Annotated in this window: 26 protein-coding genes; 8 read left to right on the top strand and 18 right to left on the bottom strand. The window is 40.5% G+C overall.

What is annotated here, in order from left to right; translation table 11 throughout:
- Positions 1-3: 3 nt before the first annotated feature.
- The 5 genes from MNR06_RS11250 to MNR06_RS11230 form a co-directional block, all read right to left on the bottom strand.
- Positions 4-486, bottom strand: a complete 483-nt coding sequence (locus MNR06_RS11250) for a hypothetical protein (RefSeq protein WP_243536073.1) — start codon at positions 484-486, stop codon at positions 4-6.
- 103 nt (positions 487-589) lie between these two features.
- A complete protein-coding gene (locus tag MNR06_RS11245) occupies positions 590-997 on the bottom strand; it encodes a DUF523 domain-containing protein (RefSeq protein ID WP_243536071.1) in 408 nt (135 codons plus the stop codon).
- A complete protein-coding gene (gene mtgA / locus MNR06_RS11240) occupies positions 994-1,809 on the bottom strand; it encodes a monofunctional biosynthetic peptidoglycan transglycosylase (protein WP_243536069.1) in 816 nt (271 codons plus the stop codon). The genes MNR06_RS11245 and mtgA overlap by 4 nt, the downstream gene beginning before the upstream one ends.
- A 9-nt stretch (positions 1,810-1,818) precedes the next feature.
- A complete protein-coding gene (locus MNR06_RS11235) occupies positions 1,819-2,805 on the bottom strand; it encodes an NAD-dependent epimerase/dehydratase family protein (RefSeq protein WP_243536067.1) in 987 nt (328 codons plus the stop codon).
- Complete coding sequence (locus MNR06_RS11230) at positions 2,802-3,227, bottom strand: phosphatase PAP2 family protein (protein ID WP_243536065.1); 426 nt, start codon at positions 3,225-3,227, stop codon at positions 2,802-2,804. Before MNR06_RS11230 ends, MNR06_RS11235 begins: the two co-directional genes overlap by 4 nt.
- Before the next feature lie 253 nt (positions 3,228-3,480).
- Here MNR06_RS11230 and MNR06_RS11225 point away from each other — a divergent pair, with 253 nt between their 5' ends.
- Positions 3,481-4,233, top strand: a complete 753-nt coding sequence (locus MNR06_RS11225; RefSeq protein ID WP_243536063.1) for a flagellar motor protein — start codon at positions 3,481-3,483, stop codon at positions 4,231-4,233.
- Positions 4,234-4,240: 7 nt separating this feature from the next.
- Entirely contained in the window at positions 4,241-4,993 is a 753-nt protein-coding gene (locus MNR06_RS11220) for an OmpA family protein (RefSeq protein WP_243536061.1), read from the top strand.
- Positions 4,994-5,047: 54 nt separating this feature from the next.
- Here the strand turns inward: MNR06_RS11220 and MNR06_RS11215 are convergent, their stop codons facing one another.
- From MNR06_RS11215 to MNR06_RS11200, 4 genes are all read right to left on the bottom strand, one after another.
- Positions 5,048-5,710 carry a hypothetical protein gene (locus MNR06_RS11215; RefSeq protein WP_243536059.1) on the bottom strand — a complete coding sequence of 221 codons (663 nt, stop codon included), beginning with the start codon at positions 5,708-5,710 and terminating at the stop codon, positions 5,048-5,050.
- 135 nt (positions 5,711-5,845) lie between these two features.
- A complete protein-coding gene (locus tag MNR06_RS11210) occupies positions 5,846-7,045 on the bottom strand; it encodes a hypothetical protein (protein WP_243536057.1) in 1,200 nt (399 codons plus the stop codon).
- Complete coding sequence (locus MNR06_RS11205; protein WP_243536055.1) at positions 7,042-8,124, bottom strand: hypothetical protein; 1,083 nt, start codon at positions 8,122-8,124, stop codon at positions 7,042-7,044. The genes MNR06_RS11210 and MNR06_RS11205 overlap by 4 nt, the downstream gene beginning before the upstream one ends.
- Position 8,125: 1 nt before the next feature.
- Positions 8,126-10,954 (bottom strand): hypothetical protein, encoded by a 2,829-nt coding sequence (locus tag MNR06_RS11200; RefSeq protein ID WP_243536053.1) that lies wholly within the window; start codon positions 10,952-10,954, stop codon positions 8,126-8,128.
- A gap of 210 nt (positions 10,955-11,164) precedes the next feature.
- On the opposite strand from MNR06_RS11200, the gene trxA reads away from it, so the two are divergent.
- Positions 11,165-11,533: a thioredoxin gene (gene trxA / locus MNR06_RS11195; protein ID WP_243536051.1), complete on the top strand. Its 369-nt coding sequence runs from the start codon at positions 11,165-11,167 to the stop codon at positions 11,531-11,533.
- A gap of 40 nt (positions 11,534-11,573) precedes the next feature.
- Entirely contained in the window at positions 11,574-12,026 is a 453-nt protein-coding gene (locus MNR06_RS11190) for a DUF4430 domain-containing protein (RefSeq protein ID WP_243536049.1), read from the top strand.
- 6 nt (positions 12,027-12,032) lie between these two features.
- On the opposite strand, the gene MNR06_RS11185 is transcribed toward MNR06_RS11190, so the two are convergent.
- The 9 genes from MNR06_RS11185 to MNR06_RS11145 all read right to left on the bottom strand — a co-directional run bounded on the left by MNR06_RS11185 (position 12,033) and on the right by MNR06_RS11145 (position 21,890).
- Positions 12,033-12,722 (bottom strand): hypothetical protein, encoded by a 690-nt coding sequence (locus MNR06_RS11185; protein ID WP_243536047.1) that lies wholly within the window; start codon positions 12,720-12,722, stop codon positions 12,033-12,035.
- Between the two features lie 6 nt (positions 12,723-12,728).
- Entirely contained in the window at positions 12,729-14,252 is a 1,524-nt protein-coding gene (locus MNR06_RS11180; RefSeq protein WP_243536045.1) for a hypothetical protein, read from the bottom strand.
- A 298-nt stretch (positions 14,253-14,550) separates the two neighbouring features.
- Complete coding sequence (locus MNR06_RS11175) at positions 14,551-15,057, bottom strand: peptidylprolyl isomerase (protein WP_330220903.1); 507 nt, start codon at positions 15,055-15,057, stop codon at positions 14,551-14,553.
- Positions 15,058-15,277: 220 nt separating this feature from the next.
- Complete coding sequence (locus MNR06_RS11170) at positions 15,278-17,584, bottom strand: [protein-PII] uridylyltransferase family protein (protein ID WP_243536041.1); 2,307 nt, start codon at positions 17,582-17,584, stop codon at positions 15,278-15,280.
- Positions 17,577-18,959: a translocation protein TolB gene (locus MNR06_RS11165; protein WP_243536040.1), complete on the bottom strand. Its 1,383-nt coding sequence runs from the start codon at positions 18,957-18,959 to the stop codon at positions 17,577-17,579. Before MNR06_RS11165 ends, MNR06_RS11170 begins: the two co-directional genes overlap by 8 nt.
- Positions 18,960-18,968: 9 nt before the next feature.
- Positions 18,969-19,805 (bottom strand): energy transducer TonB, encoded by an 837-nt coding sequence (locus MNR06_RS11160; RefSeq protein WP_243536038.1) that lies wholly within the window; start codon positions 19,803-19,805, stop codon positions 18,969-18,971.
- Positions 19,802-20,224, bottom strand: a complete 423-nt coding sequence (locus MNR06_RS11155) for an ExbD/TolR family protein (protein ID WP_243536036.1) — start codon at positions 20,222-20,224, stop codon at positions 19,802-19,804. The genes MNR06_RS11160 and MNR06_RS11155 overlap by 4 nt, the downstream gene beginning before the upstream one ends.
- A 2-nt stretch (positions 20,225-20,226) precedes the next feature.
- Positions 20,227-20,964: a protein TolQ gene (gene tolQ / locus MNR06_RS11150; RefSeq protein ID WP_243536035.1), complete on the bottom strand. Its 738-nt coding sequence runs from the start codon at positions 20,962-20,964 to the stop codon at positions 20,227-20,229.
- Between the two features lie 59 nt (positions 20,965-21,023).
- Positions 21,024-21,890, bottom strand: coding sequence for a PI-PLC domain-containing protein (locus MNR06_RS11145; RefSeq protein WP_243536033.1), 867 nt, complete (start codon positions 21,888-21,890; stop codon positions 21,024-21,026).
- Between the two features lie 191 nt (positions 21,891-22,081).
- On the opposite strand from MNR06_RS11145, the gene MNR06_RS11140 reads away from it, so the two are divergent.
- From MNR06_RS11140 to sufD, 4 genes are read left to right on the top strand one after another with little or no spacing between them, the layout of a single operon-like run.
- Positions 22,082-22,537: an RrF2 family transcriptional regulator gene (locus MNR06_RS11140; protein WP_243536031.1), complete on the top strand. Its 456-nt coding sequence runs from the start codon at positions 22,082-22,084 to the stop codon at positions 22,535-22,537.
- Positions 22,530-23,987 (top strand): Fe-S cluster assembly protein SufB, encoded by a 1,458-nt coding sequence (gene sufB, locus MNR06_RS11135; RefSeq protein WP_243536029.1) that lies wholly within the window; start codon positions 22,530-22,532, stop codon positions 23,985-23,987. Before MNR06_RS11140 ends, sufB begins: the two co-directional genes overlap by 8 nt.
- Positions 23,988-24,037: 50 nt before the next feature.
- A complete protein-coding gene (gene sufC / locus MNR06_RS11130; RefSeq protein ID WP_243536027.1) occupies positions 24,038-24,790 on the top strand; it encodes a Fe-S cluster assembly ATPase SufC in 753 nt (250 codons plus the stop codon).
- Between the two features lie 9 nt (positions 24,791-24,799).
- On the top strand, positions 24,800-26,059 hold the full coding sequence (sufD, locus tag MNR06_RS11125; protein ID WP_243536025.1) for a Fe-S cluster assembly protein SufD: 1,260 nt from the start codon (positions 24,800-24,802) through the stop codon (positions 26,057-26,059).
- Positions 26,060-26,061 lie beyond the last annotated feature (2 nt).

Below are 26,061 nucleotides of genomic sequence, written 5' to 3'. Positions count from 1 at the left end.
CTCCTATCTCACACCTGGGTTGACTGATTCTACATCAGGCATCATTGGCAGTTTCTTTTTTCTACGAACTTCATTTACTAATTTTGCAAACTCAGCCGGGGTACTTTTAGTGAAAGTGCCACCTTCAATTTTAGCTTTATTACCATTGATTTCGACTTCTTGGGTCTTTCCGTTTTCAAACGTTAAAACCAAAAGGTTGCCGCTAGAACAAATGGATTTCACATAAGCATCATCATTATAAAATCCCTTAAGAGTGTCGACACTTCCCTCAAGTTTAAATTTGTTTTCAACCACGCGTACTCTGACGCCACCCTTGGCGACGAAAGAATCAATGGTGAAGACAGTCGGCATTGATTGAACGGCTTTTGGAAAACCTGATTTCTTTTGCTCAAATTCTTTAAAGTTACTCACGCAAACCGGAGCAGCCAAGGAAGCAAAAGGACAACACATCAATAGAAATAGAATTTTAGATTTATATTTGCGCATAGAAACCCTATCGGCTCTAGATTAGTAAATATAAAGAATTCTCTCATTACTGTAAGATTTGGGAAGAACGAAGGGAAAAATACAGGGTAAAGGTCCTGGTAAACTAATCAACAGGGCTTACTTTAATGCCATTTTTCTTTAATAGCTCAGCAAAGACTCCGTCACCTTCTTTTAAGCTGCCAGTAAAGGTTCCGTCATATATTTTTCCAGAGCCACACATAGGGGACTTGGACTTTAAAAGCGCTTCGCTTGCTCCACACAGTTTGGCAATTTGGAAGGCTTCTTCAGCACCTTTTTTATATTGGTCAGTAACATCAACACCTTTATTCGTAAGAACTTGCTCACCAATGCGTTCAGCCGGTGGGCGTGGCGTAGAAAGCCCACCCAACTGCTCAGGACAAACGGGGATTGCTTCGCCTTTACCAACCATTTCTTCAATTTCAGGTCGTGTTTGTGCCTTGCAATCGTAGCGACAGTGAACGCCAGCAAGGCACGCTGAAACTATCTTCATTCTTCTTCCCCTTCTAAATCAGCAGTTTCAAGTTCCTGCAAAGTGGGAATCGTTTCTTCGGTTAACTGCAAATCTTCCGGGGGAGGTTGCGGTTGAAAGAAGTAAGAAAGATCTAAAATAGCCTGATTGTACTCATCATCATTAATGCGATGATAGCGATACATATTGTCGATAATATTGTTTAAGCGTTTACTCGCAAACGGAGTTAGCTCTTTACGATAATAAGACTTCGAATACTTAACTGGATTAGGCAGAACCATCGCTAAGAAGGAACTTTCTACGATGTTAAGTTCCGCTGGTGATTTCTGAAAATAATATTTAGCAGCGGCTTTAATGCCGTAAATATCTTTTCCGAATTCAACCACGTTTAAATAGCGCTCTAAGATTTCTTTTTTCGTTAAAGTGCTTTCAATGCGATCGGTAATCAAAGCCTCAAGACCTTTACGAATGAATGTGCGGTCTTTAGAAAGAAACATGTTCTTTGCTAGCTGTTGAGTGATAGTGGATCCGCCTTTTTTAAAGACACCACTTTCCCAGCCTTCACGGGCATTTTTCTCAATCGACTCCCAATCAAAACCTTTATGGGTATAAAAGCTCGAGTCTTCAGTAAGAATGATGGCCTTTTGTAAGTACGGGGAAATCTGTTTTAATGGAACGTAATTTTTAGAAGTAGGGCAAAGTTCGACCTGATACATTTTGGTTGTCAGGCATCCCTTGATAGTCTCTTTAGTTGGAAGCCAATTCCAAAGACAACCCACGGCTCCCGTCAACAACGTCGCAACACCTAGGATGAAGAACAAAACCTTTTTCAATTCAAACCCTTACGAAAGTAATCCCTGATCTTTCATCCACTGTACACTGTTATGGATCGCCTCTCTAGCGGGACGGGGTTTAAAGTCGAGTTCTTTTTTTGCTTTTGAAGCATCAAACCAGTGGTACATGGTCGCGGTGTAGGCGTTTTCTTTACTCATTGGACCTTTAAGGCCCATTTTTTCCATACCATCACCTAGGCTGCCAACCACATGCAGAACTTGATCAGGCAGTTGAATAGTTGGAGGTTTTACCCCCGCTTCTTCGGCGATCATTTTGAAAAGATCCTTAATCAGCATGTTTTCACCAGCTAAGATGTAGCGTTCACCTGATTTGCCTTTTTTCCATGCGCTTAAAATGCCTTCGACAACGTCTTCAACAGCGACGACATTCACGCCGCCTGAAGTGTAGAATTTTAATTTTCCTTGCGCGACTTTCAGCTGCATTTTACGGCTGCCTTTTTTCGCGTCGCCTGCCCCATAAATAGTGGAGGGGTTTAGCATGACGGCATCTATTTCACCGCTATCACAAGCCTTCTTAACTAACTTTTCTGCTTGGTGTTTAGTTTCAAAGTAACCAAGATTCAAATCAGAAATGTTGTAGTGAGAATCTTCAGTTAAAACGTCAGAAGTTGTGAATCCGGCGCCAATGGCGACGACAGAAGAAAGATATACTAGACGTTTGATTTTATGTTCACGGCAGACAGAAATTATGTTGGCAGTACCTTCAACGTTCACTTTGTCCATTTGATGACGTTGTGATTTTTTGTAAGCGATGACGCCAGCAAGGTGGAAAATATAATCCATTCCCTTTGCAGCCTCATATAACGAGTGAACATCTGTCACATCGCCATGGACGAATTTGCAGTCAACTCCCTTAAGTTCAGAAAGGTCGCTCTTTGGTCTTACTAACGCAAAAACTTCGTGGCCTTCTTTTACTAGGGCTTTAGTAACCCAACTTCCTAAAAAACCGTTTGCGCCTGTTACTAGAATTTTCATGCTGACTTAGTTCCTTGCTGTGGTAATCGCGATAACAATCTTAAACAAAGGGTAGCGAATAAAAGTCCAAAGGCCATTCCCAGTAAACCGCCGCAGATCACGTCTGCTGGATAGTGAACGCCGTTATAGACGCGGCTATAAGCGACGATTGAAGCCAATCCGTATAAAGGAATTGTGGCAGGAGGAAAAATAGCACTCGTAAAACTAGCAAAACTAAACATGTTCGTTGCGTGATTAGATACGAAACTAAAACCACCACCGTACGGAGAGCGATTCACAACTTCTAAACCAACAGTGTCGCCAGGTCTTAGGCGCTGAACAGTTTTTTTAAGTGCGTAATTACCAAAGCCATCAGATATGCCCACTGAAAGTAGGCAGAATAAAAAGATTGTAAGACCTTTTTTAAGTCCTCTGCGCCACATGAAAATCGCAGCTAGCAAGGGAACTAAAACAAATTTAAAAAGCGGGGTCTTGTGCAAGTCTGTTACGAAGGGAAAAAACTGGTCGGCCCAGGGTGCAGTCCACTTAGAATTTATAAGAATAAAAAGAGACCTATCTAAGTTCAGTATATAATCCAACATCATCAAAACTTACCCTAGATTTTCGCTCGCAGAAAGTCTAGGTCTTCGATTGGTCCAAGTGTCATGCGTGATTCCCTGTGGCATCATTTTGTACATGGACAAAGCTACATTGATAGGGCTCCTGGTGGGCTTCGGTGGGATATTACTTGGGAACGTTCTTGAAGGGGGCCATACAAGCTCGCTCATGCAACTTACCGCATTTATTATCGTTCTTGCAGGAACCATCGGTGCAGTGATGGTATCAAGTTCTGAAAAAGACTTAAAAGTTGGTTTACGTCTTGCAAAGAAAGCTTTCAAAAAAGAAGAAAGCCCAACTAAAAAAGTAATCCAAGAAATCGTCGATTGCGCGCGCTTAGCAAAAAAAGAATCTTTGTTAGCTTTAGAGCCAAGAATCAATCGCATCGAAAATCCATTCTTTAAAAGCATTCTCCGTAATGTCGTTGACGGTGTTGAGGTAGAAACAATTCGCGATATCTTTGAAAACCAAATCGCCACTGAAGAAGAAGAGCTCTTAGGTGGAGCAAAAGTTTGGACTGATGCCGGGGGCTTTTCACCCACGATTGGTATTATCGGTGCGGTACTAGGATTGATCCACGTAATGGGAAATTTAACTGACACTAGTAAATTAGGTGCTGGTATCGCAGTGGCGTTCGTTGCCACAGTTTACGGTGTTGCCTCTGCCAATCTTTTATTCCTGCCAATGGGAAATAAACTAAAACGCCGTGTTCAGGCTTTGTCGCGCGAAAAGATGATGGTGCTTGAAGGTGGAATTCTTATCGCAAGCGGTATGAACCCAGTGGTTTTAGAGCAGAAACTTTATTCATTCTTAGATTCTGAACAACGCTAGGAACTAAATGGCTAGGAAACACAAGAAACACGAAGAGCATGAAAATCACGAGAGATGGTTAGTCTCTTATGCGGATTTCATTACTCTTCTATTTGCGTTTTTTGTGGTGATGTATGCTACGTCTGAAGCTAACGAAGGTAAGCAAAAACAATTTGAAGAATCAATTAAGCTAAATCTTCATTTAGCCGCAGCGAAAGCTGATGCTGCAGGCCGTGGCAGTATCTTAGAAGAAGCCATGGCAGAATTAGAAGCTCCCGTTTCAGGCTTCCCACGTAAAGGTGGACCTAAAGAAGTTGAAGACTATGTGGAAAGATCTCTGGATAAGTCCATGAACGGGGAACAAAAACAGAAATCAATTCAAGATGTTTATCATGATTCCGTAGGAGTGCGCATTGCACTAGCCGCTTCGACGTTTTTCCCTGCAGGTTCGGCGAAGTTAAAAATGTCTGCCTTAAATTCGTTAGATAAAGTGGCTGAGGTTTTAAAGTCCCATCAAAAACGTGTGATCATTGAAGGTCATACAGATGATTTACCGATTGAGGACTCGTATTTTCCTAGTAACTGGGAACTGGCCGGGGGCCGTGCGACTGCGGTTGTTCGTTATTTCGTTAAGTATCACAAAATTGATCCTAAAAGATTCCTAGCTATTTCCTATGGTGATCAAAAGCCGATTGTTCCGAATGACAATGAAGAACATCGGGCCATGAACCGCAGAATTGAAATCTTCATAATTACCGATGATAAGAAGGTAGAAATATAAAAAGCCAAGGTGATCAGACCTTGGCTTTTTAGTTTTTAGACTTTATTTAAATTTTTAAACGCACTCTTTTAATTTTTTAACTAACTCAAGAGCTTTGGTTCTATCAACCTTTTTAACTTCCATGATCGCTTGAACAAAGTTGTCTTCTGCTCTTTTAGCTCCAGGAGAGTTATTTAAAAGGTCATATTTTTCAATAATTTTAACATAAGCAGCTCTTTCGGTTACGGAAAAGTCTACTAGAATTTTTGCCGGTAATTCATTTTCCATTTTATCTAAAGTTTTCGTTACCAACTCTAGATTTGTTCCTAACTCTGAAGGCTTGTTTGCGTCTCTTAAGTAATTGTTAGCAATAAGCTTAGCGGTTGCATCTGCTGATTCCAGCATTGATTTTCCTTCAACAGCATCAGTCTTAATAATCTCTGTACTTAGCTTTTTAGCCGCTAAAACAGTCATCATAGATTCAATTCTCGAGGCACTTCCTGAATTGCTCAGTGACTTTTCGAGATCAAATGATTTACCTGGAATATTTATCTGCTTAATTATTTCTTTGTGTGCTGCTGATGAAGACTCGAGCGATTTGGCTGTTCCACCTTTATACATGAATTCTTTAATTTGTTTAGTGTAGTCTTTCAATAGTTCACGTGAAGTTTTGACCGGCGCAGCCATGCCAATAGAAGAAGCTAAGAATATTGCTCCAAATACAAAGGCTTTTTTCATAATTCACTCCAAGTATAGTTATTATTATAGTTTTATATAGAGCAAGATCCTCGCCAGCTTATAAATCTCTTAAATATTACAGGTTAGAACTGAGGTGTAAACCTTCAGACGGTATAACAATTTTTGTTAGACGTCTCATTTTGAGACAGGTGCATCCGGATTATAATCGAATGGTTGCCCGAACATCTCTCTATAGATGGACACAATCGGACTGGTAAAATCCTCATTTCTAGATTGATCGACAGCTAATGTTCTTAGACTGAACTTTAGCTTACCGTCTTCGATAATCACTAGATCAAATTTTTCAATCTCTTTAGCGCCGATCTCTTTCAAAAAAACATCAGCCTTATTATCAAATCCTTCAGCGAGCTGATTCGGAGGTGAATAGTACTGGATATACCTTTGGGAGACAGCAAAGACTTGCTCTGTAACGCCTTCTACCTTTTCTATTCTGTTTGGGTCGATATAGCAGCTTGGCTGGCCTTTTTTAAACCTTTCTTCATTAGCAAAAGTACAAATTTTTGAGATTCGATACAATGCGCCGATATGTACAAGTGAGCCACTGGGTCCAACAGGAATCATTAAACTTAGATTCGGATAGTTGTTCAAAAGATAATTTAATAGGTGGGGTTCGCTGAATTCTGATTGAAATTGGCGCTGAACTTCAAGGTGATAAAGTTGAACAGCCCTTCCAGGAGCTATTGAATTTGCCTTACATCCCACATCATTAATAAACTGAAGAATTCGATTCAGTGGAGTGAGAACTTCTTCTGATACGACACCTAAAATTAAGGCCTCGTTCAAAAACTCACACGAGATATCTTTGGAATTAACGGCTATGGCGGCACTTACAAAATCATTTCTATTAATGCTTTCCTTTAGAATCTCATAGTCGTTGGTCTGTCGATTATGCAAATAAGTTAAAGCTTTATTTTCCAATTCAACTTGAGGAGAGAAGTTTCCAGTTCTATTCAATTTGTCATGAATCCGCTTTAACAAATATTCGGCAGCGTTTCCGTTTTTAATCGGAAGATAAAGAGAAAGACCATGCTTATGGAAAATATCCAAGTGGGATTCACTGCCTAGATTAACTAAAAGCTGTAAAAGATTTTCATCAGTTCCCCAAGGCAAATTAAGGTCTTTAGCAGTGAACTTATTTAATTTTGATTCTATTAACTTTAGATCGGCATTATAACTCAAACTAATTAGTTGTTCTTTAACTTCTGAATTGCGTGTTTTTATAGTTTCATAAATGGTTGGATCTTGCGGCTTATTTTTAGAAAACGAGCAACCAACTAATGAAATAAATATTGTCAGCAAAATTAATTGGCTCATCGAATAACCTCTGGAGGCGAAGGCCAAGTGTCATCATAGGGCTCAATATAACATTTCAAACCTAATGGTGCACAAATTTCCTGAACAATTGTTTTAGAGTTTATACATTTAGAATGGACTTTTCTTTTCCTACTGTTACAAATATCTGGATTGTCATCTAATTGATAAAAATAGAATGATGTGATTTCCGAATTCACAAACTGTGTTAGAAATGGCCACCATTTATCAACCTTTTCATTCCACTCGTCATCGGTCATATCAGACAGGAAAAGCAGAATTCTAGGGTCAGCTTTAACCTGATATTCCTGATTAATATTAATTGAGGCGTTTTTTACGGTATTTAGAGTCGCAAAAAACTGTAAAAGACTGGAGCTTTCGAATCTGTTCCTTGCCTGGCGAATAATTTCAAGCTCAAACAAATTCCTAACCTCGTCGGAGGCAAAATTACTTTTTAGGCTGGCACATTGTTTTGTGGATAAAATCTTATTTAAAATGGATGCTGCATCATCTGTCACTCGCATGTAGACATAAATTGATTTCCCGGTAATGGAATAGAATCTATTGCCAATTGCAGAATTGAATATTGCCTTACATGCCGAAGTTGTTACCTGTAACTCATCAAAGGCAAGTTCCACGCGGCTTACCGCTTCAGAACCAAGATAATCATAGAAAAGATCGTTGATGGTGTTATTCAGAAAGCTATCGTGTATCTCTTTAAGCTTTACGTTTTTATTTAAAATAGATTCGGACGCTTCATTAAAATTCATCGGCGACAGATATTTAGTGAGTACTAGAGAAAGTAAGCCATCATCTCCGCGTTTTATTATTAAATCCAGAATGCTGTCGCCCCTGTGTATAAAACCTTTTAGAGATTCCCTAGAAGTCGCCTCTAAAGCAGCGATTACTTCACCATTACTACCATTATTTATAATTTCATTCAGGGACTTGGCGGAGGAATTGCCGCTTTCATTTACTTTAATTTGTTCAGTTTTAGACGCAGGCATCTTCTTAAATGTGCAAGCTTGCATTCCTAAGAATACAAGCAGGAAAATTAAATAAGAAAGCCTGAGATTTATCATTCTAGTGATTCCCTGGCATTGCAACGCCTCTTAAAGCGCTCAAGCGAGCTTGAATTTCATTGTTAAACTTCTGCTGTTCGATATCCATTTTCTTAATATTTCTAATTTTGCTCCAGCTTACAGCGTTCGCCATCGATCCATACATCATCACTTCTGTTGCTAAACTTTGCAGTTGCTCAAGTGCAGTGACAGCGAGATCTCTTTGTTGCTTGTTAAGCTTAATTGATGCAGTTGATTCTGAGTCGCCAACGCCTAAAGCATCTGAAGCCTTTTTTAAAGAGGCTTGAATGTGAGTTAGCTGTTCTTCCAGTTGATAGTTTTCGAGATCAGATTCAACAGCCTCACGTCCTTCGACTTGAACAACTTTAATTCTCTTAATTAGTCCATTTAATACTGCAAACTGTGTATCCACTTCTTTAAGAACTGGATGTGTAACTTCTTTTTCCAGAATCTTAGCCATATCAACATCAAATTTTTCTGATGGATTTAGAAGTTCTGATAGAAGCGCAAGGTAAACGCGCTCTTCCTGGAAGGAAGCGTTCATGCCACCATTAAAGATAGGTCCACCCTCAAGATAACGATCTCGAGTTATCTTATCAAAGTAGATTTTAACAGTCTTAACCGGATTTGTTACTAGGGGGCGCCCATTAAAGAAGGTACGGCCAGGGTAGTAAATAGCTTTTACCATTTTTGCAACGATCTGGTCATAGCTTTTGCCGTATTCTTCAAATGCTTGTTGCATTTGCGCTTCGGTTTTATTTTTCCACCAGTTTTGAAAAGACTCTGTGTCTGAATTTAAAACTGTAGGACGAATTTCATTAGAAAGATAATCAATTGCTCCTTCATATTTTTTAGAAGAAGAAGTTTGAAGACTGTATTTATAGATGTCTTTCGCTCTTAAAGGCGCCATGCCTAGATGATCACACACCGTAAAAGTGTCACTGCTGTTCTTAATCTGCGGTGGAAGGAAAACAGATGGAAAGCCAACAGAGTTTTTTACTACTTTTTCTCCTTTTTCGATATCTGGACCGCAAATCATCTGCATGACAAGATAGTCTGTCACCTTCGGTGTCATGAAGATGCCCACTTGGCGATAGTATCTCGCACCTTTAACAGTTTCCTCGTTCATTGGAGCTTGAGCATAAGATTCCAACCATCCGCGTCCCGGTTCCATCATTGGATCAGGTTTGCCTAATGACTGTTGGATAGTTCTAAGTGCGTCACGATATTGCGTGGATGCCGAAAGGTTCTGTACTGCATGGAAAATTTCCTGATTTAGCTCAATTAACCCAGTTCCAATTACATCCCGATTGTCTGAGCGAAGTTTACCAAGGATTGAAGCCAATCTTTTCTTCTCTGGTTCGAAAATGTATTTGCTATCAGCTGAGGCTAAAATACCTTCAGCTAAAGTAACTGTGTCTTTTACAGTTTCAATCTGCATACTTTCAATATACTGAGGCTTAATAAAGTATAAGTCTTTGCGATCGTCGGAAAGGTTCTTAGCCGTCACGCCATTAAGTGGATAAGTCACCTTAAGGAACTTATAAGGATTATTTTCGTCGTGAGTGTTTCTTACTTCATTAACGAAAGCATTATAAAAGCTGTGACTTGTATTAAACATTGAAGTTAGCTGCTGAAGGGCGTTTGTCCAATTTTGATGTGCCTCATAAATCTCTGACATATTCATCATACGCCAATCAGTCATTTTCTTTCTGAAGTCTTTAATCTCAGCCTGAAGATCTTTATCGCTTCCTGACCATTTGCTTTTCTTTAGGTTGTTAACTTGTTCATTAATTCTGTCGTTAACATCATAGAAGGCAGCGCCATCGTACATATTTTTCCATGTGGAAACGACAATTCGGTTCAACCACATATCAAGTGCTACGAACGCAGTAATTTGAAGACCTTTTACTAGTAATAGTCTGATACCTTTTAGCTGCATTGAACCTGGAACCAACCATAGAGCAATATCAACTCCAGTAATGCGCAATACGGTCTTTGTAACTATTGATTGCGCCATACCAGCAAGGCCAGAAGAGATTAGCATTGAAACGATACCTGGTGCGAACTCCCAGATTTTTTTATGTACTACAAGATACTCATAAGCTTTTGAGCAGGGATCTTGGTCAGCACCAGCAGCTAGCGCTTTATCCGAAACTTTTCCGCCTATCATAACTTTCGCACAAGCCATAACATTTGGATCTGACACTACTTGTGAAAGATATGTTTGTAAGAAAGCACCAACCGTCATTCCAAGATAAGGAATCATGTGATGAAACTTTGGGTTCTTCATATACATCGCTAGTACGTTTGAAGTTACACCTTGTGAATACATGAAGGTAAAAAAGCCAAAAACTCCAAGTGGCGAAAGGGAATGATCAATGTGTTGCTGCATAGCCGTCGGATTTTGCGAATAATTAGTAATTAATTGACCAGCAACCACCGCACCCATAGCGACGAAGAAAATCGCCGATTCAGTAGGAAGGTTTCTGACGGAGTGTGACCAGGAAGATTTCGAGGCTGCTTTAACACGGACCATCTCGTCCATTAGCATCTTATTTAAAGAATTCGGTGAGAACTTTCTAAGTTGGGATTCCTTAGCAAATGGTACTTCCATCGCCAATTTATTAGTGTTCTTGTCATAGACTAAGGCTTTTTTAGATTCAGAATCAAGGGTCATGCGGTACCCAAGAGGTTCCAGATAATTACGATATTGCTCTAGCTGCGCTTTTTCTTTTTCAGACCATTGAGGAGCGGCCCCAGCAAAGGCTGGTGAAACTACTAGATTGATAAGGGCAATCAAAGTTAGAATCTTTTTAAACCAAGTCATGGACTACTCCTATGAGACACTTTGTCTCACAGTGAATAGAAGCAAGCTCTGGGCCCTTCAGCTGAAATATACAGAAGAAGGCCCATCTCAAGATGAGACAGAGCCGCTTGTGGGCACCCCCCTGTCGGTACTGTAATCACATGACGGGTTTTAAGGATTGAATAACTGGCTGGATCAGCTAAGACAGAATTTAGGAAAAAAGGAGTCTTTATGTCCCTTATTGATGTCACTAAAGACAACATCAAAGATACCATCGAACAAAACGAACTTATCATCTTAGATTTCTGGGCTGAATGGTGTGGACCATGTAAACGTTTTGCTCCGATTTTTGAATCGGTTGCTAAGAAATATCCAGAGGTTCTTTTTGGTAAAATCAACACTGATTTAGAACAAGAAATCTCTGCGACTTTTGATATCAAATCTATCCCGACGCTTGCTGTGATTAAAGACCGCGATATCATCTTTATGCAGCCCGGGGCCGTGAACGAAGAAGTCTTTGAGCAAATCGTAAAAAGAGCCAAAGAAGTCGATATGGAAGAAGTTCGCAAACAGAACCCAGAAAGCCCCGAAGATCGCTAGAAGCTTGCGCATGGCCGACCTCTAGGGTAGAGGTTGGGCCATGAAATCAGTCGTCTTTTTAGCCTTATCTTTATTTGCTTTTCACGCTCACGCCATCACTTGGCAAGTATTCGGTCCTTGTGACACGAAGCCCGTTCATCAAGGTAAAACTGAAGTAGACCTTTCTAAATCCCTAGGCACGTTGACGGTCGAAATCCTTACGCAAAATCAAATTCCTTTTATCGGTACAGAAAGCGGATTTAATTCGATCATCAACACGCCAACAGGCATTGATGCCATGGAAATCGTTTCACAAACAGAACTTCGCGCTTACGGCTGGTGTTATTCTTTAAACGGTAAAGTACCAGATATCATGCCTGATCAAGTTCAACTGACTTCGCAGAAAGACCATGTGACGTGGTTTTACGCTTACACCACAAATATAAAAAACCACTGGCAAGATGACTATTGTTCACCAGCTTACTGGATTAAGGCTAAGCAGTTTTGTAAGTAAATAAATTTAAATGTTTAGTTTCTTGATCAGTCGGTTCCCGTAAATTTTCCCTAAAGGGGCAGGCATAATCTTTAAAAACAAAAAAAATGTAATTGCCGAATTCATGGGATGAACACGGATGATTGCCTTGGTTTTGTAAAGTTTAACAGTCGCCTGTACCGACCATAACCCAAAACCAGACACGATAGTTGAATCAGTATTAGTGGTGATTTTTACTATAAAGAATTCTTTTTTGATGCATTCAATTAAGTTTTCTAACTGAAGGCTCTCTATAGCAATTTCTTTTTCCCAATAAGGACTATCAATATTGTCTTTTAAGTAATCCACAAGAAGTTTAAGTACAAAAAGAACAATTACGGCGAGTCCAATAAAAGAATAAACTCCGTTATTTTCAATCGCGAAACCTATTCCGATTAATATTATTAAAGTGAGAAGCATTAACACATGTTTATAATTTAAGTGCGGTCTGCGATTTTTTCCAAAGAAGTCCTTATAACTAACGCCGAAAAAGATCACGCACAATATGGGATAGAACACGCTGGAAATAAAAAGTTTCAAATCCTTATTTAGAGCTGAAACATAAATGCTTTCAATTGAAATAAAACCTAAGTAAATAGTCAGACTAGAGGATAAGAAAACTAACGTCACAAAGATCGCTATCTTTAACAGTCCATTTTGCTTTATCAAATCTTTCATATGTAATTATCTTCCAAAAGAATGCATGTTTATACCCGGAACTGGCTGGGGAAGTTTACCGGATCTTTCATTTAATATATGTGGCATCGGTGTACTGGACATATCTCTCGGTGTAACTATTCTACCGTTTCTATCTAAAATCCCTCCAAGATAACCGTCGTTATCGGAAGTCTTTATGATTCGGATTGCTTTTTTATCGATTTGCTCTTCACTCTCGGGGATTCCAATGTCATTTCCATGATAATCCATCAAATCGTTTGAGGTATGCGGAATTTCCCATGGCTTTGTGCTACCCGGTCTGTCGTACTCGTTAAATTCTTTTTCTCTTTCCCAACCTGGGATAACTAGTGCGTTCGCAGTGTTATCGCATGTTTTGGTTGTTTCGCATGATGCAGATGAATCACTTCTGGCGTCCTTATTTTTACCTGGATCGGAAGCTTCTTTAATTTTATCCTCTACTATTCTTTCATGGTGTTCTTTAATTCTATTTCTCGATTCTTTATCCTCTTTTTCTTGTTGAGCCTTATCATTCAGTTCATTTTTTTTTCGAAGCTCCTGTGCCCTCATTCTTTCCTCTTTAAGGTCATTTTCAGCTTTAAGTTTGTTTTTTTCAGCGTTAATTCTCGAAGTCTCTTGTTCGAGCCTTTCTTGCTCTCTTGATTTGTTGCATCCCATAGTTGACGAACAAGTCAGTGCTCCTAAAGAGCCTCCTAATACACCTCCAGCGACCGCAAGGTGTGCTGAGCCCAATTTCAATCCTCCGAAAAAACCTCCCGCAGCACCTACAGCAACATCCCTGATACAGGTTGTTACACATTCGTTAGAAGCTGATACGAGTTTAACGTCGACACCTTGGCGAAAGGAATGTTTTGTATTATTGCGACTTTGTGGAAATCTGTTATGAACTTGTGTCCATTCGTTTTCCGAATAATCACCTGGATTTTTTAAAACTCCTTTAAAGATATCTTCTGCGACTCTGTTATTTTGGAGACCAAGGAAAAAAAGCCCACAATAATCAAAACATTTTTTGATATCGTCGAATCTTTGGGGCATCAAAGCAGATTGAATTTCATAGTTTGGACCAAATTGGATCTCATCCGCCAAATTACTCAGGCTTTTACCAAATGAGGGGTTCAGTTTATTAACTGCTTGAACATACGCATCTACTTCATTATGCAATCCAAGTCGGGTACCTAAATTTATGCGCTCAGTTCCGACGGTGCTAAGTAGGAATTGGGGACCGCCCTGAGAAAGAACATCTTTTTTAAGCAGCTCGTAGGCTTCTTCAGAAGTTACTGAATAGATTCTCGAAGTCAAATCACTCAGCCTAGAAAGACTTTCTTGAAGGTCTCTGCCGTCTGTTGAATATTCGCCATAATAAGCCCAATAGTTAGCAATTTTAAAGCTGAGGCTTATATTCTCTGAAGCCTGGGATGCGTTGGCAGTAAATGGTAAGAGCGTGCCACCAATGAAAGCAGCACATGTGATTCCACGATTTAAATTTACAAAAAAATATTTTATTAAGTTCACTTTTTTTCCTTGGTTGAAGCGATGTGCCCTCTTGTTCCAAGGATGATGCCATTCTTTTTCGCGTCAAAAGGTAGCTATTTCGTTTTGAAGCCCTTTACTTCTTAATTCTTAGAAAAATTCTGAATTCAGAGAATGTTAATTTTAGCGTCATTATTTTTTCATTCTTTGATGTGGAGTGAATGAGTTAGCAATAATAGCGATGTGTCGAATCTGCATTTCTTCTAGATCCTGGTACTCAAAAATAAAAAAGGCCTCCCGTCACCGGGAAGCCTTCACAAATCCAAATTTTAAAAACAAGTTACTTAGTGATAGTAACGTGCTTAATAACTACAGGCTCAACCGGGCGGTCCATTGCGCCTGTTTTAGAGTTTTCGATAGCGTGAACTACGTCCATGCCTTCAACAACTTCTCCGAAAACAGCGTGGCGGCCATCCAACCATGGAGTTGGAACAGTCGTTACGAAGAACTGTGATCCGTTAGTGTTAGGACCTGCGTTCGCCATTGAAAGGATGCCTGGCTTAGAGTGCTTTTGTTGGCCAGCTGGGAATTCATCGTCAAAACGGTAGCCTGGGCCGCCAGTTCCTGTTCCAAGTGGGCAACCACCTTGAATCATGAAATCTTTGATCACGCGGTGGAAAGTTAGACCGTCATAGAAAGGCTTTTTAACTTTTTGGCCCGTTTTAGGATCAGTCCATTCTTTAGTGCCTTCAGCAAGGCCTACGAAGTTTTCAACAGTCTTCGGAGCTTTATCAGCAAGAAGTTTTACTTTGAAGTTTCCTTTGTTTGTTTCAAAAAGTGCGAACATTTCTTTTCCCTTCGTTGTCGCTTTTTTCTCAGTCTTTGCATCGGCGCGGAAGCTAAAAGCCGCTAGTAAGAATGCAAATAGGTAGATCCAAAAAACCTTTTTAATATCGATATTCTTCGACATTTTTACTCCTGGTTTTGTTGTAATCGAATGAGCCATCATCCAAAGCACCGTTAGGCCCCTCGACTAAAGCTAGTATTCAAAAACATTTCTACCACTATTAGTGAGGCTGCCTGCGAGGGTCAAGGTTCTTCAAAATGGCGATATTGTCCGCAAGCAAAGAATGAATCTCATTTAGAAGATCCGGCGGAGGCACTTGAAGCGCTAAGGCAAGAGCTTGGAAAGACTCATGATTTAAAGACACTTCGACGACCGCCTCTGACGCAACTAGCTGAAGCATCTGTTCAATCTGACGCAGTCGTTCATAGTTATGCAAAAGAACAGCGCCTTCACTCTGCAATTCCGCAAAAAAACCTGCAGTCGAAGCATCCTGCGGAGTGATCTTATGAAAAAGTAAATAGGTCTGCACAGCAAGTTCAAGATCCACCAAAGCGCCTTCGCTGTACTTTAAATTCACGTTCGGACCTTGGGATAATAACTGCAAACGAATGCGCTCGAGCTCCGCCAACTCATCAATCGATAGTCCACGCTGAATAAATTTAGAAACGGGTAGGGGAGTAGAATTTGCTAGCACCCAACGAGCTTTAAGATAAGCCTGACGTTCCCATGCCGCTGCTTCCTTAGTGAAGTATTCATCTAAATCTTTTTTCGCCATCACTAAGGGGCCCGCTTTGCCAGATGGTCTTAAGCGCATGTCGATGGAATAAATATTTCCCCCGCGATGTGATTCAGTCAGACGAGTAATAAAACGTTTAGCAACCTTCAGATCGTTTTCAGTGGCTTCATCGTTAACGACGAAAATGAAATCAAGATCAGATCTGAAACCCAATTCTTTCCCGCCCCATTTACCTAAAGCTAGAACTTCAATGTCAGATGTATATTCTTTTTTTAAAGCAGAAAGCAAAGCCACAACGACCGAATCAGCAACCGAAGAAAGATTTTTTAAAAGAGTCGGAACATTCTTATCTTCTAAAAACCCAATCCCGTTAATGATCTCTGATAACAGACGCTTTTCAGCAAGTTCCTCTAACAAAGTCCCAAGATCATCAGAGTGTTCATTCTGTGAACGGTAAACGATACTATCTAATAATTCAGGTCGATTACATAGAATGCGCGAAAGATACGGAGAATGCCCAAACAACCAAGCCAGTTGTTTTAATAAATCTTTTTCCCGTAATAGCATTGCAAAGAAACTAGCTTTTGCACGAGTGCTATGAATGAAATCTTTTAAGAGCAACAAAGCCCGGCGAATATCGCCCTTTTGCTCCTGCAAAGTTTCAAGGAACGCCGCTAAGAAAGCTTTGCGTGAAAGTTCATCGCGGCCTTTGTTACGAGAAAGGACTTCTTGGCCAATGATTTCTTTCCACAATTCTTCAATGTCAGCTTCATTTAAGCCTGCTTTAGAAAGTTCCTCTTCTAAAGCCACTTCTTTCGGTGCTTCCCCTAAAAGACTTTTAACGATCTGTTCACACTGACGCATTTCAGATTTTAATGTCTTTAAAGCATCCACAACAAAATCAGGATGCAACAAACTTGTATCCAGCTGATGGGTTTGTTCATCATGCAAAGCCTGCACGTAGTTTTCTAAAATCCGTAAATTCCAATAATGACGAATTAAAAAGTCAGCTTCATGGGAAGGTAAAAGATTTTTATCTTTTAAAAGACCAAAGGCTTCAGTTGTGCCCTTCACTTGCAGTGAAGGATCTTTACCCCCGTGAATGACTTGAAGGGCGTGAGCAAATAATTCGACATCGCGAATGCCACCCAAACCAAGTTTCAAATCAATCGTGTTTTCAGAAGTTCGTGCCCAGTAATGACCTTGGATTTTCGTACGCAGACTTTTTAAGTCTTCAAGCAAAGTAAAATCTAAATGGCGTCTAAAAGAAAATTTCTTAGCAAAGCCTAAAACTTCTTTTTGAATCCCGGCATCACCACAAATCGCACGCAAGCGAACAAACGCTAGACGCTCCCAAGTTTCGCCATAATTACCATAATAGTCTTTAAATTGATCTAAAGTCGGAAGCAAAGGCCCTTGCTTACCACCGGGACGTAAATCAAAGTCTACGCGAAACACAAAACCCAAGGCGGTTCGTTCGTTTAAAATCTTTTGAAACTTACGCAGACTTGAAAGAGCTTGCGAAGACTCTTCTTCACAAACTAAAAGCACATCGACATCAGAACTTAAATTCAGCTCTAAAGAACCAAGCTTACCTAAAGCAAACAAGGCTACCTTTTGACCCGCAAAACAGTAATCAAAAGCGCGGGTTAAAAGATCATCCGCAGCCAAACTCCATTGCCGGCAGATCTCATAGGGATTTTCAGAGTTGTTTTTAGCTAAAAGAGCGAAGCGAGACCAGATCTCGTTTCGCTCTTTTCTTAGATTTTCCTCGAAAGGAAGATTACTCAATGTTCTTAGACCAGCGCGGTTTATAGTAGTTGTAACTATCTTTAGTTACGCGGCGTTCTTCAGTGCCATCAACCGTGGAAATATAAATTTGATTCTTTCCAGTGCGGTTACTTGTGTACATCACAAAACGGCCATCAGGTGAAAAGCTTGGATCTTCGTTGTTCGCGAATCTGCCATTAGCTTTTTTCGCTGAAGTTAAACGAATCATGCCAGTTCCATCTGCATTCATCACAAACACATCAAAGTGATCTTCACTTTGGCCAGAGAAAGCAATTTTCTTTCCATCTGGAGAAAACGAAGGCGAAGAGTTAAACACACCCGCAAAAGTAATACGTTTAACACCATTCCCATTTGCATCAGCTGTGTAAATCATCGGGCGGCCCGCACGATCTGATGAAAAAGCAATTTGTCCGTCATTTGAAGCCGTCGGTTCAACGTTCATAGCTCCGGCTGGACCATTCGTGATTTTTGCCACCAGTGCGCCGTCAAAAGTCATTTTATAGATATCAGGATTAGTCCCTTGGGAAATCGTTAGATAAATATGTTTATTATCCGGAGCAAACGCAGCGCCAGAGTTCATACCTTGGCGGTAAGAAACTAAATTGCGTTTTCCGGAAGCAAGATCCAATAAAAGCATGTCAGCATTTCTAAATTTAGCACCAACACGTTTTACATAAGAAGTGTAAGCAATCTTTTTACCATCTGGTGACCACGCTGGCGAAATCGAGATCGTTCTATGGTTCGTTACTTGATCCATATTCGCACCATCCCAATCCATCACAAAAATTTCTTTTGTTTTTGAATTGTCACGGTCACTAGAAACAACAACGCGAGAAAGGAACGGACCTTCTTTACCAGTTAACGCTTTTAACACATCATTAGAAAAAGTATGGGCAATACGCCGAGCACTGCCTAATGGCCCTTTATATTTTTTCCCAGCCACTAAGCTTGCGCGCGGTACATGATAAACATAAGTTTCTAAAGTCAGCTCATTCCCAACAATCGAAAAACCAGCGCGGATAAGAAAGTCAGCACCAATCGCGGACCAGTTTTGAAACTTAAAACCATTAGGTTGACCCGGAGCTGGCATAAGTCCCGTTTTAGAAGTGTCTTCTAAGAAAGCCGTTTGGCTAATGAACTGAAAATAAGATGAAACAGATAAATCATTAGTGATGGTATTAAAAATCTCAACACCGACGGATTGATACTTAGACGCTGAAGAAGGCGCACCGAAATATTGTAAAGCCGGTAAAGCCATCAAACTTTTTTTCGTGCGAGCTTCACCAAGCTTAATGTAAATGCCGCTTTCTTGAGCTTTAGCAAAAATCGGAATAAGATTTAAAACGATCAACAGCGCTAACAGATTCTTTATCACAGGGTCCTCCTATTCGGGGAATCCAATTAAGATTCCATCGACAGACACAATCGCTAAAAACTTTTCTGGCGGAGCCGGGAAAGGAGCAGAGCGATCAATAGTTGCTAATACTTCTTCATCGTAGCTTTGATTACCACTAGATTTAACAATTTTTCTTCCCAAAATATTGCCACGCGAATCAATAAACACGCGCGCTTGGGCTTTAAAATCTCTTTTTGCTAACCATTCTGGAAGCGACCAGTTTTGTTTAATATGCTGATCAAGTGTTCCAGCATAGTTATCATGCTGCAGTTTTGATAAACCCGTTAACGAAGTGCCAGGAGACAAAACATTGCCCTTAATTTTTTGCGTTCCCGAATCAGCTTTGCCAGCACCAGGGGGAGTTTTAGCTCTTTCTGCCTGAACTTCGTCTTTGATCTTTTCTAATGCCGCCATGGCTTTTAGTTTTTCAATCGCACTTTGCTGCTTAGCTTTTACTTTTTCTAAATTAATGCCGTCTTCTTTTTTCACCACCGGCGGAAGTTTCGGAGCTTCAGGTTTTGGCTGAGGCTTTGGCTGTGGCGTTGGTACAGGTTCTGGCTTCGCAACAGGCTTTGGTGGTTCTTTTTCAGGAAGCGCAGGTCTTGCTTCTTCGGCTGTCGGTGGCGCTAACTGTTTTGGTTCAACCTTATCAGGCAAACCCACCATATCGACACGAATGGCTTGGGAAAAATCAATCGCTTCCGGCGTAAATAACGCCGCCTTTAATACAAAAAACGACAATAGCACCGCGTGAATGGCAAAGGAAATCCCTAAGCCGCGGGAAAGTTGCTCATTTTTCTGTGGTTCAAGCTCAAGATGATTCACTGATCTTTAGGTTGCGTGATTAAGCCAATGTTAAAGATCCCAGCGGCACGAACTTCTGCCATGGCTTCCGCGACGAAGCCATAATCCACTTTGCGGTCCGCTTGGATGTACACTTGTTTATCTTTACGATTTTCAAATATCGCTTTTAATTTAGGACGAAGTTGTTCCATGGTGATGCGAGCTTTAGCGATCGTCATTTTTTGATCAGGCCCAATCACTAAAACGAAAGGCTCCTCTTTCATTTCAACACCGGATGCTGCTGTCTTAGGAAGATCCACAGAAATCCCTTGCTGCATCAATGGTGTCGTCACCATGAACATAATAAGTAACACCAACATCACGTCCACTAAAGGCGTAACGTTGATTTCACTTAGTGTTGCGCGGCTTTTAGATTTGCCGCCGCTAGCTCCCATACCCATTGTTAGTTTCCTTGGAAGAAGTTTCTTTTAACAATGTTTAAGAAGTCAGAGCTGAAATTCATCAGCACAACTTCTTGCTTACGAATACGAGAAATAAAGTTGTTATATAAGACAACTGCTGGGATCGCGGCCGCTAGACCAATCGCTGTTGCGATCAATGCCTCAGAAATACCAGGCGCCACAACTGCTAAACTAGCTGTACCAGTTTGACCGATTTTATGGAAAGAACCCATGATCCCCCAGACGGTACCAAAAAGACCGATGAAAGGACCTGTACTTCCGGTTGTTGCAAGTACGGTAAGTCTTGATTCAAGTTTCGCGATTTCATTTTCAGAGGCTTTGTTCAAAGCACGTTCTAAGTTATCAATGCCAGAAAGAATTGGCTTATCACCTTCAGACTTTGCTAGAAGCGGGGACTCAGAAATCTTTTTCATTTCTAGGTAAGCCGTTTTAAAGACGCGCGCGATTGCAGAGTCTTTATATTGATCGATATCTTCATACAAAGTATCTAGCGAATTTACTTTCCAGAACTTGCTTAAGAACAAGCTATCGGAATGATTCATTTTCACGAAAGTTTGATATTTCGTGTAACCAATCGCCCAGCAGAAAACAGATAAAACGATAAGGATTAATAAAGTCAGTTGGACAACAGGGCTAGCTTGAAAAATCGCATCAATGGAGCTCGTGTTCACTGATACAGAGGGTGCGGCCTCGGCCACGTTTACAAACATTGCGGACATATCTAGGACCTCCGTTGGGGTTCCCTAAAACGATATGCCCAAATGCAGGCGAGTTCAACCTATTGTGCAGGACCTTCGCCGAGGAGAAGAAGCAATTCAGAAAGATTTTCTGTGATCAACGCTTCTGCTTTATGACGAGTCGCAATTGTTAACTCTTCTTGATTTCTTATTGGGCCCAAAAAGATTCTTAAGTGTCTTCGACGCATTTCTGCGATGATTTCATCGTTAAACGCAGGACGTTTTTTTAGAGTAAACGGCGCGATAAAAACGTCACCTTTAAATTGTGTCGAAGGCAGAATCCACATTGAATCAAAACTCAAAAGTCGCATCAAATCAGGAGTGCTCGTCCCATACACGAATTGCGGTTTTAATTCTTTGATTGAAGTCATTATAATAAGAGCATCACTCTGAATAAGAGTTCTGTCGTTAGGTTTAAATCCTTCAATTGTATTCATAATCGCAGTATGCGCATCAGAAACGTTATCAACGATGTTTAACACAAAACGCGTCGTCGGAAATTGTTCGTAAAATTCTTTAAGTGCAGGAGTCGTTTTATAAAACTCGTTGATCTGCTCCCAGGTATATTCTGAAAGTCTGCCGCCTGTAAAAATCGGAGCGGAAGGATTTTCTTCCTGTTGCTTTTGTTTAAAAGTCAAAAATTCCTGATCGCGGGATGCCACTAAAATATAAGGAGTACGTTCTTTAGAAAGACGCACATCCAACCATAGAATCGCATCTGATTTCTGCGCCAGAACCTGTTTCGCTTTATCAAGAGTGTCCACTTTAACGATAATCAGCGGAGCCGGGCCGTTAAAAAAGGCGTGTTCAAATTTAGGGAAGGTTTGACCCATGCCCCAAATACGGGCCATCAAGATAAGGACACCAAGGACAATAAAGCTTACAAGCGTGATGAAAAAGATTCTCATAAGCCTTTCGTATAGCACCCTAAATTATTGAAATCAGCATATTTTTCTGGAACCAGCACAAAGTTTTCTGTCATTACCTTAAATACGCTAAAATATGGCGTATTTAACCTTGTTTTTCATTACACTTTCGTTTAGAAAGCCAAGACACACTGTGCTTATAGCGAAAGCTTGAAAGCTGAAATTGAGAATTTATGAATAAAATCAATCGTAAATTAGAATACGCCCTCATGGCTTTAAAGCACATGAGCCAAAAGATTCCAGGCGAATTAACCTCGGCAAAAGAGGTTTCTGATTCTTTTCATACTCCTTTTGATGCTACTGCCCGCGTGATGCAACAAATGGCACAAAAAGGCGGCATTCTTCGCGCTGAATATGGTGCTAATGGTGGTTACCAAATCACGAAAGACCTTGCGAAAGTTTCAATGCAAGATCTTTTAGAAATTATCGAAGGTCCCACAGCGCTAGTGAAGTGCCTGCACAAGGAAGAACCTTGTGAAATCAAAGGCACTTGCAACATCGTTTCTCCGATCACGAATTTAAATCATCGACTTACTGAATTTTATAAAGGCTTAAGCTTAAAAGATCTGCTTGTCGAAAAATCCCAAGCTGGTTTCAAAAAATCAGCGGAGGTAGACTTCCATGGATAACAACAATAAATCTTCTAGCAATCCACTAGAGTCCTACGAATACAAATACGGTTTCACGACAGAGATCGAAACCGACGCCGTTCAAAAAGGTTTAAACGAAGATATCATTCGTTTGATTTCTGGAAAGAAAAACGAACCTGAATGGATGCTTGAGTACCGCTTAAAAGCTTACCGTCACTGGTTAACAATGACTGAGCCAGAGTGGGCGCATGTTTCTTATCCAAAAATCGATTTCCAAGATATCGTTTATTATTCTGCTCCGAAAAACCAAGCTGAAGCTGATAAACCAAAATCTTTGGATGATTTAGATCCAGAGCTAATTAAAACTTTTGAAAAGCTAGGGATTCCTTTATCAGAACAAAAACGTATTTCTGGTATTGCGGTAGACGTGGTGTTTGACTCTGTATCAGTTGGTACAAGTCATAATGAAGTTTTAGAAAAAGCGGGAGTCATCTTTTGCTCTATTTCTGAAGCGGTTCAAAAACATCCTGAATTAGTAAAAAAATATTTGGGCTCTGTTGTTCCATACACAGATAACTATTATGCCGCTTTAAATGCAGCAGTCTTTACTGATGGATCTTTCTGCTACATCCCTAAAGGGGTGCGTTGCCCGATTGATTTATCAACTTATTTCCGTATCAACGCCAAAGACACCGGCCAATTCGAAAGAACTTTGCTTGTGTGTGATGAAGGTGGATACGTAAATTATCTAGAAGGTTGTACAGCTCCACAACGTGATGAAAATCAACTTCACGCCGCCGTGGTAGAGCTTGTGGCCTTTGATGATGCTGAAATTAAATACTCAACAGTGCAAAACTGGTACACGGGCGATAAAGAAGGCCGTGGTGGTATTTATAACTTCGTTACTAAACGTGGTAATGCCAAAGGTAAACGCTCTAAAATCTCCTGGACCCAAGTTGAATCAGGTTCAGCGATCACTTGGAAATATCCATCATGCGTATTGATGGGTGATGGCTCTGAAGGTGCGTTTTACTCTGTGGCGCTGACTCACGATCTTATGCAAGCTGATACTGGAACTAAGATGATCCATATCGGTAAGAACACGAAAAGCACGATCATCTCTAAAGGTATTTCTACGGATAAGTCTTCAAACACTTACCGTGGCCAAGTGAAGATCATGCCTTCAGCTGAAAACGCTCGTAACTATTCACAGTGTGATTCCATGCTAGTGGGTGATAAGTGTTCAGCAAGCACATTCCCTTATATTGAAGTAAAAAATAAAACTGCAACGATTGAGCATGAAGCAACCACTTCACGCATCAGTGAAGATCAGATCTTTTATTTGCAATCCCGCGGTCTTGATATGGAAAAATCCATTTCAATGCTTGTAAACGGATTCTGTAAAGAGGTCTTTAAAGAGTTGCCTCTAGAGTTTTCTGTGGAAGCAGTAAAACTTATTGAGATGAAATTAGAAAACTCAGTTGGCTAGTCTGCACTTCGACTTCGTCGAAGTAGGCAAGTTTAGAAAAGGTATTAAAGATGTTAGAGATTAAAAACTTACACGCAAGAGTTGAAGAAAAAGAAATCCTTAAAGGATTAAACCTGACAATCAAGCCAGGTGAAGTTCACGCGATCATGGGACCTAACGGTTCTGGTAAATCTACTTTATCTAAAGTACTAGCTGGTCACCCAGCGTACGAAGTGACTTCTGGTGAAGTGAATTATGAAATCAACTTCATGATGAAAAACCTTTTAGAGCTTGAGCCGGATGAGCGCGCTAAAGAAGGTATCTTCCTTGCTTTCCAATATCCAATTGAAGTGCCAGGGGTTTCTAACTTCACATTCCTTCACACTTCTTTTAACTCGATCTTGCAACATCAAGGTTCTGAACCAATGCCTGAAGGGGAGTTCCGTGAATTCCTAGTTCAGAAGTTAAAACTTGTCGGTATGAAGCCAGAATACTTGGATCGTCCTGTGAACACAGGGTTCTCGGGCGGTGAGAAAAAGAAAAATGAAATCCTGCAAATGGCGGTGCTTGCTCCGCGTTTGGCACTTCTTGATGAAACTGACTCTGGTCTTGATATTGACGCTTTAAGAATTGTTTCTGAGGGTGTTAATAAACTTCGCCGCAAAGACAACGCGATTGTTCTAGTGACTCACTATCAAAGACTTTTAGATTATATTAAGCCTGACTTCGTTCACGTTTTATTGGGCGGAAAAATCATCGAAACTGGTGATAGTTCCCTTGCCCTGAAGCTTGAAGAAAAAGGTTACGACTGGTTGGAAAAATAGGTTATGGCTATGAACTTACTTTCTACCTACGATAGATTCAGTCAAGCCTACCCGGCAGAAGGGGCGTTAGCTTCTTTCCGTCAGGCTGGGTATGACTATGCTCTTCATAAGGGGTTGCCAAGCCGTAAAGATGAAGACTGGCATTATACGAATGTAAAAGTTTTGGCTGATGTGAACTTCATGCCAAGCGCTTTTAATCCGGTAGAGCCAAGCCATGACACTATTTTAGAAATTAAAAAGATCTTAAATCCTGAATTCACCAATGTAGTGTTCTTTAATGGTGTTTTAAATAAAACATTATCTTCGGAGCTTCCTCACGGTTTCACATTGCGTGAGCTTTCAGAGTATCCAAATCACTTTGATGACACTTTTGATGCTTTAAACGGAGCTTACTTAGCAAAACCCTTTGTCGTGGCCTTAGCTAAAGAAACCTCTGTGGAAAAACCTGTGAATTTCGTGTTTTTCACTTCTGTTGAAGGTGGACCTGCTTTAATGGTGCACCCACGCATTCGCGTAGAAGTGGGAACTAGATCTTCAGTTAAAATTCTTGAAAGCTATTACGGTAAAACCGGCGTTTCATATTTTGTAAATTCCGTTTTGGATTTGCAAATCGCGGAAAATGCAAAAGTTAGCTACACACGCGTGCAGGCTGAATCAGAAAATGCGATCAACATCGGTAGAACTCGTATCCATGTTGCTAAGAATGCGACTTTAGAAAGTTTAGCGTTTGCAACCGGTGCCGGCCTTTCTCGTCACTCTTTAGAAGTGTTGTTAACCGGACCTGGTTCAAATTCTGAGATCCTAGGCGTTTACGCTGTGAAGGGTTCTCAGCACGTGGATAATACGTCTGTGATCGATCACCAAGTGGGCGATTGCAATACCAATCAATTATACAAAGGTATTCTTGATGATGAATCAAGAGCTGCCTTCGTAGGTAAAGTATTAATCCAAAAGGGTGCGCAAAAGGCTAATTCAGCCCAGCTTAATAACAACTTGTTGTTAAGTTCAAAAGCTGAGGCTGACAGCAAACCTTGTTTGCAGGTTTATGCTGACGATGTGAAAGCGGCCCACGGTTCAACTGTAGGACAGTTAAACCGTGAAGAGCTTTTCTATCTTCAGTCAAGAGCCATCCCGAAATCGGTAGCTATTCCGATGTTAAGTTATGGTTTCTTATCTGAAGTGATTTACAAAATTTCTGACGACGGCATCCAAAAATGGCTGACTCGTCATTTGGATGAAGCTTTTAAAAAGCTTCATGTAGGTAATTAAGT

The sequence above is a fragment of the Bdellovibrio reynosensis genome, from assembly GCF_022814725.1.
GTDB classification, from domain to species: domain Bacteria; phylum Bdellovibrionota; class Bdellovibrionia; order Bdellovibrionales; family Bdellovibrionaceae; genus Bdellovibrio; species Bdellovibrio reynosensis.
Note: the sequence above shows the minus strand (reverse complement) of the source record. Positions and strands in the feature narration are given on the sequence as shown.